Source organism: Terrimonas ginsenosidimutans (assembly GCF_022012415.1).
GTDB lineage: Bacteria > Bacteroidota > Bacteroidia > Chitinophagales > Chitinophagaceae > Terrimonas_A > Terrimonas_A ginsenosidimutans.
The window spans coordinates 180014-192150 of record NZ_JAKLTR010000003.1 but is presented as its reverse complement, the minus strand read 5'-3'; the positions used below and the strand labels follow the sequence as shown (position 1 = coordinate 192150).

The following is a 12137-nucleotide window of genomic DNA, read 5'->3' as shown; positions in this document are numbered from 1 at the left end:
ACTAAGATCAATTTATTCTTGTTGTTTCCCTCCGGTCAACGGACAACGGTCAACGGTCAACGGATAACAGTCAACGGTCAACGGTCAACGACTCAATACGTCACCATCTCTCCCCTTTTCTTCCTGTTCCACTTGTACTGATGCGTCCAGTAAGAGGCTTTCATGGCGAGAATTCCGATACCCGCACCGAGCAGCACGTCGCTGATATAGTGTCGGTTATTGGCCATGCGCATCATGCCAACAGAGGAGGCCATACCATAAGCAGCATAAGGCATCCAGGGCCAGCGGTCTTTATATTCCATGCTGAGAAATGTTGCGGTGGCAAAAGCCTGGGCGGTATGCCCGGAAGGAAAGGAGAACCGGTCAGAGCCATCGGGTCTGAGCTGATTGGAAAATTCTTTGATCAAACCGACCGTGCTCAGCATCATAAACTCGCCTTTCAGGAGAATGGCTGTCCGGTTTGCGAAATCATTTTTTGCCTTAAAACCCATGGCATCCAACCCATATACGATCCCGATCGGTGCGTATTGCAGATAATTGTCGATATGCGTCCTGAAATCGGCCATATGCTCGTTCCGCTGACGCTTAATGACATTTTTGATCGATTTATCTGCATTGCCACTGGCAGCCAAACCAAGCCCCATCATCACCACCGGCACATTCAACTGCCTGATTGAAAACCTGTTCCGTTCAATCGACGGCAACCTGACCAGGCTGTCATTGACCTGCTGACAAAAGCCACACTGGGCTATCAATACCAGAAAGGAGGAAACGAGTGCGAGTTTTTTCATGCGAATACGCCGGAAGATAGTACCGGAATAGCAAATAACGCACAGTTGCCGGGGTTAAGTATATAAAGGGGAAGTTAAAAAAGGAAGGGGAGGAAGGTTTAAAAGTTTTAATGTTTAAGGGTTTAAAAGTTTGAAAGGTGGAAAGGCGGGCGGATTTGAGACGTTTGGCAGGTTTGAAACGTTTGATTATTATATCGTTGCATTGTTTGTTATCCCGGCACCGCCTACGCCGAGCTTCAGTGGGCAGGCCGGTCTAAATGTTCAAAACCCCTTAACCCGGTCAAAACGCCTCAAACCTGTCAAACGTCTCAAACCTCTCAAACCCTTAAACCCTTAAACCTTAAACTTTTAAACTTTTAGACTTTTAAACGTTCTCCCCCCTCAACGCCTTCCTCATATTCCTCAACTGATGCAGGTGCCGTTGGGTATGGATGACGAAGAAACTCAGCCATTCGAAGCGGGTGAGAGCACCGGATCCGGGGAACTCGAAGGCGAGGCAGGTCCTGGAAAGATCCAGGGTTGTCGCCGCTTTCCGGATATCCGTCCAGCGGGTCTTTAACAGGCGATAAACCTCTTCCTTATTATAGTGGTCGCCCCGCGGGTAAATGAAGTCCGGCGATTGCATTTTTGTAGAAAAATCAAGGAATATCGCTTTGATGGATTCAACCATAGACGCAGGATCACGGGACGTGTCAGCCGTTTCGGCATACAATGTATCGATCCCACAGGATTTCTCGAGATGCTCAGAAAGCTGACCGGGCGTCCAGCTCCCCGCAAACGGTACGGTATTCAACTCCTCCTGGCTCAATGACCTGTATAATTCCAGCAGGGTAGCCTCGGTGCTGTCTATCTGTGCCAACAATTCCTTTTCCATAAAGATGATTTTTGTATCACAAACCTACCCTGATCTCTTATATAAACCCATGGTCGATCGCGGCAATTTCCAGTACCAATCCGACAACCATCAGATCGCAACGCCTGCACCGCCTGCCTTAATCCCTGCTCATGTTCCCCAAAAGAGATAACAGAAGAAGAAGCATACTCTCAACCGCTCAAACCTTCACTCATCAAACAATCATGTACTCAATACACATTAATACATATTTCTTACATTTGCCCCGGCAGCCCCGCCGGCTGCAGTATTTTCCTCATCATCAAACTAACGATATGCGCCAAACCATTGCGTTTATTATTGTGCTGTTCACGTTCTCTGTAGTTCATTCCCAGGATCTCCAATCCCCCGATAAAAACCTCAGGCTTCATTTTGCTTTGGGAGAGCAGGGAGTTCCCGTTTATGATCTTATCTATAAAACCAAAGAGGTGATCCGCACCAGCAAGCTGGGCATTCAACTGGTAAAGGACACTTCTCTTACTCAAAACTTTTCCATTTCCGATACCACCCGCCGGAGCTTCGATGAAACATGGAAGCCAGTTTGGGGTGAAGTAAAAGAGATCCGCAATCACTATAATGAACTGGCGGTTACACTGACCCAATCCACCACCAAACGCGTGATGATCATCCGCTTTCGCTTATTCAATGACGGCCTTGGCTTCCGCTATGAGTTTCCCGAACAAAAGAATCTTGCCTACTTCATTATAAAAGAAGAACGTACACAGTTTGCACTTGCCGGAGACCACAAGGCTTTCTGGCTACCCGGCGACTATGATACACAGGAATACAGTACAGTTACATCCAACCTTTCTGAGGTCCGTGGTAAAATGAAAGAAGCCGTTACGCCCAATGCCTCTCAAACAACATTCTCACCAACGGGCCTGCAAACTCCGCTGATGATGAAAAGCAAGGATGGCCTGTACATTAACATACATGAAGCCGCGTTATTGAATTACTCCTGCATGTCACTGAATCTCGATGACAAGAATTTTATTCTTGAATCGGTACTGACACCAGACGCGGTAGGAAATAAAGGATTTATGCAGGCTCCAACGCAAACACCATGGAGAACAGTGATCGTGAGTGATAAAGCCGGTGAGATCCTGGAATCCAAACTCGTACTGAACCTGAATGAGCCAACAAAATATGCCAACACATCATGGATCAAACCGATCAAATACGTAGGCGTTTGGTGGGAAATGATCACTGGCAAAAGCTCATGGTCATATACCAATCTCGAAAATATCCAGCTTGACAAAGTTGATTACACGAAAACCCCTCCCAACGGAACTCACGGCGCGAATACAAAACATGTAAAAGAATATATCGATTTTGCCGCACAGCATGGATTCGAAGCCGTACTGGTGGAAGGATGGAACACCGGTTGGGAAGACTGGTTTGGGAAAACAAAAGATTATGTATTTGACTTCGTTACACCTTATCCTGACTTCGACGTAAAAGAACTTCATCAATATGCGGCCGGGAAAAATGTGAAGATCATCATGCACCATGAAACATCATCATCCGTCCGGAACTATGAGCGCCACATGGACACTGCTTATAAGTTCATGGTGGAAAACGGATACAATGCCGTGAAGAGCGGTTATGTCGGTAACATTCTTCCGATCGGCGAGCATCACTATGGTCAATGGTTGATCAATCATTACCAGTATGCGATCGAGAAAGCTGCCGACTATAAGATCATGGTGAATGCACATGAGGCAGTTCGCCCGACAGGTCTTCACCGTACCTATCCTAACCTGCTGGCAAATGAAGCGGCAAGAGGCACAGAATACGAATCATTCGGTGGAAACAATCCTGATCATACAACGATCCTGCCATTTACCCGGCTTATTGGCGGACCAATGGATTATACACCAGGCATCTTTGAAACAAAGATCATCAAGTATAATCCCAAAAATAATTCCTGGGTAAGAAGCACGCTCGCGCGTCAGCTGGCTTTGTATGTAACAATGTACAGTCCATTGCAGATGGCGGCAGATCTGCCGGAAACATATAACAAGTTCCTGGATGCATTCCAGTTCATCAAAGACGTAGCGGTTGACTGGGATGATACAAAAGTGCTTGAAGCCGAACCGGGCGATTATATCACGATCGCGCGTAAAGCAAAAGGAACCAATAACTGGTTTATCGGCAGCACCTGTGATGAGAATGGACGCGAATCCAATATCAGTTTCAGCTTCCTGGACCCGGGTAAAAAATACATCGCCACGATCTATGCAGATAAAGCCAATGCACATTATGATACAAATCCCCAGGCTTACGAGATCCGCAAGGTGATCGTTACCAGCAAGTCAAAACTGAAACAATTCTCCGCACCGGGTGGTGGCTACGCCGTCAGTGTAATGGAGCCTAAGACTGAGGCCGACCTCAAAGGCCTGAAGTCACTGAAATAAGAACGGACGATTTAAGTACTGACCTTTGAATAATTATAGATCCTTCCCTTTTTCTCTGCCTACCGGTTACTTTTACCGGAACGGCGGGGCGAAAGGGAAGGATCTCTGTTTTCGGGTTCACTTCAGCCCCTGTTTCTGAAGTTGATCCCTATCCGCTCAAATGATGCTGATCAAGAATCGAAGAAAAAACTTTCAAAAAGCCGTCTCTCTTTCGCATTAAATACGTGGATTTTACGCAAAGCTATCCGCAACTCTACTACCCGCATCAGATCGCCGGTTCAAAAAATCCTTATTTTCTATTTGGCAGTTTACGGAATTGATTGATTTTACTCTTAAGATAATTACGTTATCTGTCAGTTTTTACCGAAAAGAGTCAATGAAAACAATTCTACAATCACCCCTTATGAAATCTCTCTTTATCGTGTGCATGGCTTCACTGCTGTTCAGCGCACACGTATCATCACAGTGTAACACTTCGAACAACCTTGCTGTAAACCGGATGGTTACGGCAACTTCTGAAGAAAACTCAGGCCGCCGCGCAGATTATGCGGTGGACGGAAATACATCCACCCGCTGGAGCAGTGCCGCTTCAGACGCTCAGTCGATCACAGTGGATCTGGGCTCTCTTAAATCCCTCTGCAGTGTTGAACTTTTATGGGAGTCTGCTTATGGCCGGGATTTCAATATAGATATCTCTTCCGACGGTTCCAACTGGACAACTGCTGCAAGCATTGCCAATAATACTTCAACCCATAATGTGATACCCGTAAGCGGTAGTGCGCGCTATGTAAGAATGAGCGGGATCACCCGCGCAACCGGATATGGCTATTCATTATATGAGTTCCAGGTTTTTGGCACAGCACCCGCTTCTTCCTGTTCTTCCAACCTGGCATTCCAGCGTACTGCGTACGAATCATCACAACAGAATTCGTCTTTCCCTGTATCTAATATTAATGACGGGAATATTGATACGCGCTGGAGCAGCGGTTTTACCGACAATGAATATATGTATGTTGACCTTGGTGCAAGATATCCGATCTGCACTGTTGAGATCTTCTGGGAAGCAGCATACGCAACAGCCTATCGCATTGAGCTGTCAAATGATGCAGTGAACTGGACTACTGCAACAACTGTATCAAATAATACCGATCTGCATAATACTATTGCGGTCAGCGGTAATGCACGATATGTAAAGATGCAGGGTATCAGCAGGGCCAGCGAGTACGGCTATTCCATCTGGGAAATGCGCGTACTCGGGACGTCAATCGTTCTGCCGGTGAAATGGGTTTCATTTTCCGGCAAACCGGATAGCGATAAAAAAGTTGATCTTGACTGGGTAACTGCCGACGAATCAAACAATGCGCGTTTCGACGTTCAGCGTAAAGGCGATAAGGATGCAGATTTCATTACTATCGGAAGTGTCAAGGCAACAACGCTTGCTTCCGGAGCCGGTCAATATGCGTTCACCGATGCCAAACCTGCCGATGGCATAAATTATTACAGGATCAAACAGGTAGATCAGAACGGCCAGTTCTCTTATTCAAAAACGATCAGCGTAGAAAACAGGAACTCATCTGCTGCTGTACTCGTGTATCCAAACCCGGTGGTAAGTCAGCTTTACATTAAAGACGCGGGACAGCCAATTGACTACATCCGTGTGTTTACCACAGACGGACGAAAAATGCAGGAATTCAGCAACATTGCGAAAGGGCAGACAACGATGATACAGATGGGAATATATCCGAAAGGCAATTATCTCGTGCAGATCGTCACGGCAAATGGAGTGGAAACAAAGAAGATCGTAAAAGAATAAATTTGAAATAGGGTTAGTTTACAATCAGGATGTCTGCACAAGCAGGCATCTTTTTTTTGTTACAGGTTGTTCCGATCAGATTGAATGCCCCTCTGAAAGCCTCTCTCCCCGCCTTACCGGTGGAAAAGTGAACCGTAAGGCGGGAACAGAAGTACTTCCTTTTGTTGAATGCTGCAATGTGTGTTTGCTGTGCAGCAAAAGGACCGTCTTACCGGAGTGCTTCTCTTTTATGGAGGTCCAATGCTACAGGCTCTTTGATCTGACCCCGGCGTTCATTCTCCCGTTTGAATGCTGCATGGGTGGTCAGATTCAGCTGATGCGTATAAGACCGCCCTTCTTTGGCCCTGCCATAAAGTTTGGAGATCGTGAACTGGCTGAAATCAGAATGCTTATAATTGGACAAAGCAGAATTAGCTATCCTTTTATTGTCGATCCATATCCCATATTTGGAGGCGTTCTTAAAATTGTCAAACTGGCTTGCCGTTGGAACGTTCTCTGTCATCGGGGCCTGAGGCTTCACAAATACTATCTCCTGTTTCAACTGCTGCTCCCTGTTCATTTTTGAGAAAAGTTCAATCATCCTTTGCCGGTTCTTTTCAGACAGAGTGAAAGTCCAGGCATTCCCTTCTTGATCAGTCTTCCTATCCTGGTCGATCATTTTTTTGTACTCTTCCATTTCATCAGGAGAAATTCCGCTCTCCGTGCCCCCGATCAACTCAGACACCGGGAAAACGCCCCAGGTCCTGGCAGGATTATTTCGTTGTTTTTGGGGAACCGTGTCGTTTACTGCAACATTACCTTTTGGCCCGGTCTCTTCTATCGGCGCCGCAGGGACCTGGGCAAGCGATCTTTCACTGAACAGCAGTACGGCCACTACAATGACCGGTACCAGTAATAATGCCCGCAATACATTGTATCGGGTTGGTAGAGAATAAGTGATCATGGCTAATCGTTTTTGGGTGATTTTATAATTGAACGAACTGGTTACGCGATAACTGCGCGCCCCCGCACTGATCTTTTCCAACAATAACAACTGATATCCTGTGGGGTCCTGGAAATGTTTAACAACAGCTTCGTCAGCCAGGAATTCATGATTCAGCTGGACCGCCTTCCTGTACAGAAATAAAACAGGATTGAACCAGGCCAGCGCAGATAACAATTCTATAAATATAATGTCGATCGAATGATGCTGCCTTATATGAGAAAGTTCGTGATATAACACTTCCGGTTCAACCTGTCCGTTGCGATATTCCTTCTCCGCCACAAACACAAAGCGCAAAAAGCTAAACGCGGCTATTGGCTTCTTCAGTAATACGAGGCTGTATCCGGGAAAAGAGATCCGTTCATTTCGCTTTGCCAGCGAGAATAATTGATAGAGATTTCCTACAAAACGGAACAACAATACAAACACTACAGCCGCATAAGCAGTCCATAATAACGAAGTGGTGCTGAGACTTTCGGATCCGCTCTTTGCTTCATTAGCGACCAGCGGCAGATCTGCGGCAGGGTTAATACTTTCCAGACGTTGTTCTTCAAAAACCGGGAACACCGTTACCTGATCAACGAACGTGATGGCCGGGATGATAAAGGAAATGATCAACCCGGTCAGCAGATAGAATCTGTTGAAACCTGCCATCTTTGCTTTTTCCAGCATCACATAATAAACAGCAAGAAAGAATGCAGAGCAAATGATCACTTTCAGAAAGTAACTCATCATTTCTTTTTCTTTTTAATTTCCTGGTTAATGATTTTTTTCAACTCCTCCAGTTCATCAGTACTAAGATTTGCATTGGAAGTGAAAAAGGAGGCGAATTGCAAAGCGGAATCACCGAAGTAATCCTTCACCATTTCTCCTATGTGTTTTGAGAAGTAGTCATCCTTGTTCACCAGCGGGAAGTATCGCCGCGAGTTTCCCAGCAGTTCATAGCCAACAAACCCTTTATCCTGCATCCGTTTGAGCAGGGTAGCAACTGTTGTTGCAGCGGGTTTGGGATCAGGATGGGCTTCTATCAGGTCTTTCAGAAAAACCTTCTCCTGTTGCCAGATCAGTTCCATCAGTTGTTCCTCCGCTTTTGCCAGCTTAGTCATTCTACAATTGTTTTCTTTGTTCTACAAACATAGAATATAAATCCAGATCGTCAAATTTTTTATTTTTTAAGACAGATACGTTCTCGTCATTGCGTCGGGGCAAGCGTAAAAGTTGTGGGATGGTTGTTTAAATGTTTAATGGTTTAAAAGTTTAAAGTTTTTGCGTTTGCTTCGGTCCATCGTAATCAGGCTTGCCGGTATTCTGCAAACGGGTTATTCTCACTTGTCCACTTACAAATTTTTAAGCGATAGCTGTCGGATCGGGCACAAAAAACGTGAGTACGCCTTGAAGCGATATATGCTCCTTAGATACGACAATCTGGCACGAGAAGCCAGCTGATGTGTTGACTGATGATAATCATTCAGGGGCAAATTTCGCGTGTTTTTGAAATGCTTGTTAGTCGTCGTTAGTCCGTCTCTTGGTCGTCCTTTGGCCGTCCAAAGTTTGACGGGATCTTAGGCAGTGAAAAATGGTGACAAGCTGACACGCTGAGGGCGATAAATCTTTTGAGCGACTGGCCTGGGTTCCCTTTTCCGCTTCGCTACGGTGCAAGGGCCTCCAGAAGTTTATGCGAGCGATGCTCATCCGGAACATTTCAACCCAAGCCATTTTATAGCCCCCCAACTTTTCAACATGCCCCATTGCCTCCTCGATTCTTCCCCGATTTCCCTATGAACGGCCTCCGATTCCGAGAAGGCAATGAGGAGGAATAGGGAAGCAATGACCATGCATCGGGGAGGAAGCCGGGCATCCCAGGGCGGGATTAGATCTCGCGAAATGCTAACTTAACGACCGGCCTGATGCTCATTCCTTCCCTTTTTAGCAACAAGAAGGCCGCTACTTTCGTAGCGGCCCGGTCTCTTTAACTGGACGGTAAAAAGAGTGAGTGACATTGGATTTTAACCCGGTTTGGTTAGGACCGGCGGTTTTTTGGATGTTGGATAGTTTTAGTTCTTCTCTTGGATATTGGATGGACTGATATTTAACTATCACTCAACTGCTGATACAAACATACCACCTCAACAGTCCCTGCGCAAGAGGAAATCTACCCGAAAAAGCTATGATTTTTACGATACCGGGTACCTACCCGAAAACTCAGAACCGGTCAGTTTCCGGGTACGTAGCTTAATTTTGAAAGCTAAATAAACCGGCGTATTTTCATGATTATCAACATGCTTTATGAATCGTTTTTCACGACGGAGTTTTATCAGAACCTCTGCTCTTAGTACTATTGCCGTTACCAGCGACTTATCTGGCCTTAATTTATTTTCGTTTAATAATACCGATCCTCTTCTGATAGCCACACAGGACCTCGCATCACAGTGGGCACAAACACTCGTAAGATTGCAGATCAAAGACGCTAATGATCCTAATTACGGAACGATGATCTATCCTCCGGAAAACAAAGTGCACGGAAGAATGGGAGATACCTTTTATCCTTTCCTGCATTTCGCCCATCGTCGCAACGATCAGCAATATCTGGATGCCGCCATTCTTCTTTACCGGTGGATGGAAAAAACAGTCAGCCAGGAAGATGGATCATGGCTGAACGAACCGGTAAAGAACTCATGGAAAGGCACAACTGTTTTTACCTCGATCGCCCTGGCAGAAGCTTTGCTGCTGCATGGCGATATCCTTGACAGATCGTTCCGGGAACAGATCATGGCCCGGCTCCGTAAAAGCGGCGACTATGTTTTCAACAACTTCACGATCGACTATGGTAATGTGAACTATCCCGTCGCAGGGTCTTACTGCCTCAGCTTACTGGGCAAATTACTGGACGATAAAAACTATAAAGCGAAGGGAAAAGAACTCGCTCATACAGCATTGAAGTTTTTTACGAAGACTGATCACTTCCTTCATGGTGAGGGTACACCTTACTATACACCCAGCGCAAAAGGATGCTATTCGATCGACCTCGGTTACAATGTTGAAGAATCATTGCCGTCACTCGCTCTATATGCAAAACTTACCGGCGATAAAGAAGTGGAAGAAGCTGCAGTAAAAAGCCTTCGCACACATCTTGAATTCATGTTGCCCGATGGAGGCTGGGACAATAGCTGGGGTACCCGCAATTACAAGTGGACCTGGTGGGGCAGCAGAACATCAGACGGAAGTCAGCCTGCTCTCGCACTCCTCGCTCACAAAGAACCTGCATTCTATAAAGCTGCGCTGCAGAACACCCTCCTGCTGAAAGCCCACACAAAAGACGGGATTCTGTATGGAGGGCCTCACTACAGCTCACATAAAGTACCGGCAAGTCTTCATCATACATTTTGTCATCTGAAAGCACTGGTCACTGTTTTAGATAACGGTATTACCACACAGGCAAATGCTCCAGCCGTATTGCCGCGTGAAAAGGAATATGGCAGCCGTTTCTTTGAAGACATACAAACCACACTTGTATCCAAAGGAAAATTCCGCGGCACTATCACAACCTATGACCGCGATTATAAAGACTTCAAAGGCGGACATGCATCCGGTGGCGCGCTCAGCCTGCTGTGGCATGAAAAAGCTGGGATCATTTTTTCAGCAAGTATGAATGAATACCAGCTGTATGAATCCGGCAATATGCAAAAAGACACAGATCCACTTTCGATGCCACTAACACCACGTATAGAACTAAAAAGAGACGGCATCGCATATACTAATATCAATGATTTTACCGCGACAATGAGATCCTCTCAATCAAATACCGGGATCCTTATTGAAACCACATCGAAACTTGTCGACAAAAACCAGTGCTCGCCTTCATCCGGCGAAATTCATTGCGTCATCAATTACCGGTTTACCGGTGAAAAACTATTCATCGAATTCCGTCACGATAACACGGACCCGTCCTTGCAGATCCAAACAATTTTGCCCGTTATATCCGCATCTACAGAAAAAGTGGACAAGACCAGGCGGGGTATTGTTTTTAAACGGGAAGAGGGCAAACTTCAGATCTCCTCAAACCGGAGCTTTATAACACTGCCTACAGGTACCAGCGGGAGGATCTTCAATTTTGTACCCGGGTTAGAGGCAATGCCTTTGTGTGTTGAAGATGCGGATGTAATGATTGAAGTGAGCGTAGGGGATTGATCTGGAAATACTGCGTATGGGAAGCGTGAAGCCTGCAAAGGGATCGCAACGTGCGCTAAGCATTTCCTGGTGTCCTACCCGATCCTTCGTGTGCGGGCGATATGGATCGGATGCAAAAATTGGAGGGAATGAGTTCTTCAACTTACGTTACCGGTCGTTTATTCACCGTGACACTTCCGTTATTTTCCCGCGAGATCCTGTCTTTTTCCCATGGATTCTCTTTTGCCTACAGCGATATTTACAACAGAGAAATTTCTTAGTCACCGTCATTTTCAGGACTGGTGGAGGAGGGCAGTCCTGAAAAGGGCGGTGCGTTTTTTTATTGCATCTATGATCAAAAACAAGAAGAATGAGATAGGAAATGTGGAATGATACAATTAAAAAAGTGGGCGACGACAGTCAAACGCAGAAATGCGGTTGCTGTCGTATGCCCATTTCTGCCTGCGCGCGCGCGGCGATGATGGATCAGCGCGCGCGGCGGTCAATGAAAACTACCGCGCGACGGGCACATTAACCCGCCCCCCCGGGATCGCATAGAGCCCCGGAACTTACTACCTGCTTCGAGACATCAACCTATAAAACCTCTGGAACCTGTGAAACTTTTAAACTTTTAAACTCTTAAACTCTTAAACTTTTAAACTTTCCACTTTCCCCATCGTCTGCTAATTGCGTCACCCCAAAAAAAATTAAGCCGCTACATTACTGTAACGGCTTAAGCTTTTTAACTATGGACGGTGAAAAGAAGAATAGAAGTTGACTGATATTGGATTTGCGGCTGGTTATTCCAGCAGGGCTTTCTCAGGATTTGGATCGGTTTTTTCGGTCTTTGGATTTTTGGTCTTTTTCTGGATTTTGGACTTCAAGGTTTTTCTGGATCTGGACGGTTCGGTTTTTTCTCGGATCTGGATTTACTGGTTTTTCTGGCTAGTCTTGGATTCTTCGGTTTTTTACAGGTCTGGATTTGGTTGGTCTTTGGATTTGGATTCTTCTGGCTTTTCTGGATTTGGATCGTTGGTCTTTCGGATAATTGGATTCGATCGGTTTTCTTAGGGAT

The 12137-nt window shown here is 45.9% G+C and carries 8 protein-coding genes; 4 read left to right on the top strand and 4 right to left on the bottom strand.

Translation table 11 applies throughout. From position 1 onward, the window contains the following. Positions 1–92 precede the first annotated feature (92 nt). Together LZZ85_RS05880 and LZZ85_RS05875 are read right to left on the bottom strand one after the other, a co-directional pair. Positions 93–791 carry a phosphatase PAP2 family protein gene (locus LZZ85_RS05880; protein WP_237869572.1) on the bottom strand — a complete coding sequence of 233 codons (699 nt, stop codon included), beginning with the start codon at positions 789–791 and terminating at the stop codon, positions 93–95. Between the two features lie 364 nt (positions 792–1155). Next, positions 1156–1665 carry a DinB family protein gene (locus LZZ85_RS05875; RefSeq protein WP_237869570.1) on the bottom strand — a complete coding sequence of 170 codons (510 nt, stop codon included), beginning with the start codon at positions 1663–1665 and terminating at the stop codon, positions 1156–1158. Positions 1666–1958: 293 nt separating this feature from the next. On the opposite strand from LZZ85_RS05875, the gene LZZ85_RS05870 reads away from it, so the two are divergent. Together LZZ85_RS05870 and LZZ85_RS05865 are read left to right on the top strand one after the other, a co-directional pair. Then, positions 1959–4100, top strand: coding sequence for a glycoside hydrolase family 97 protein (locus LZZ85_RS05870; RefSeq protein WP_237869568.1), 2142 nt, complete (start codon positions 1959–1961; stop codon positions 4098–4100). A 403-nt stretch (positions 4101–4503) separates the two neighbouring features. Next, a complete protein-coding gene (locus tag LZZ85_RS05865; protein WP_237869566.1) occupies positions 4504–5913 on the top strand; it encodes a discoidin domain-containing protein in 1410 nt (469 codons plus the stop codon). 208 nt (positions 5914–6121) lie between these two features. Here the strand turns inward: LZZ85_RS05865 and LZZ85_RS05860 are convergent, their stop codons facing one another. Together LZZ85_RS05860 and LZZ85_RS05855 are read right to left on the bottom strand one after the other, a co-directional pair. Further along, positions 6122–7630 carry a M56 family metallopeptidase gene (locus LZZ85_RS05860; RefSeq protein WP_237869564.1) on the bottom strand — a complete coding sequence of 503 codons (1509 nt, stop codon included), beginning with the start codon at positions 7628–7630 and terminating at the stop codon, positions 6122–6124. Then, a complete protein-coding gene (locus LZZ85_RS05855; protein ID WP_237869562.1) occupies positions 7627–8001 on the bottom strand; it encodes a BlaI/MecI/CopY family transcriptional regulator in 375 nt (124 codons plus the stop codon). Before LZZ85_RS05855 ends, LZZ85_RS05860 begins: the two co-directional genes overlap by 4 nt. Before the next feature lie 1180 nt (positions 8002–9181). On the opposite strand from LZZ85_RS05855, the gene LZZ85_RS05850 reads away from it, so the two are divergent. Together LZZ85_RS05850 and LZZ85_RS28360 are read left to right on the top strand one after the other, a co-directional pair. Next, positions 9182–11083, top strand: a complete 1902-nt coding sequence (locus LZZ85_RS05850; RefSeq protein ID WP_237869560.1) for an ulvan lysase-like protein — start codon at positions 9182–9184, stop codon at positions 11081–11083. A gap of 128 nt (positions 11084–11211) precedes the next feature. Continuing rightward, the gene (locus tag LZZ85_RS28360; RefSeq protein WP_255724001.1) at positions 11212–11343 is read left to right on the top strand and encodes a hypothetical protein; all 132 of its coding nucleotides are present in this window, start codon (positions 11212–11214) and stop codon (positions 11341–11343) included. Positions 11344–12137: the final 794 nt, after the last annotated feature.

Bases quoted from the DNA above. Each gene is read 5' to 3' on its own strand.
- LZZ85_RS05880 (WP_237869572.1), bottom strand. From the start codon at position 791: ATGAAAAAACTCGCACTCGTTTCCTCCTTTCTGGTATTGATAGCCCAG.
- LZZ85_RS05875 (WP_237869570.1), bottom strand. From the start codon at position 1,665: ATGGAAAAGGAATTGTTGGCACAGATAGACAGCACCGAGGCTACCCTG.
- LZZ85_RS05870 (WP_237869568.1), top strand. From the start codon at position 1,959: ATGCGCCAAACCATTGCGTTTATTATTGTGCTGTTCACGTTCTCTGTA.
- LZZ85_RS05865 (WP_237869566.1), top strand. From the start codon at position 4,504: ATGAAATCTCTCTTTATCGTGTGCATGGCTTCACTGCTGTTCAGCGCA.
- LZZ85_RS05860 (WP_237869564.1), bottom strand. From the start codon at position 7,630: ATGATGAGTTACTTTCTGAAAGTGATCATTTGCTCTGCATTCTTTCTT.
- LZZ85_RS05855 (WP_237869562.1), bottom strand. From the start codon at position 8,001: ATGACTAAGCTGGCAAAAGCGGAGGAACAACTGATGGAACTGATCTGG.
- LZZ85_RS05850 (WP_237869560.1), top strand. From the start codon at position 9,182: ATGAATCGTTTTTCACGACGGAGTTTTATCAGAACCTCTGCTCTTAGT.
- LZZ85_RS28360 (WP_255724001.1), top strand. From the start codon at position 11,212: ATGAGTTCTTCAACTTACGTTACCGGTCGTTTATTCACCGTGACACTT.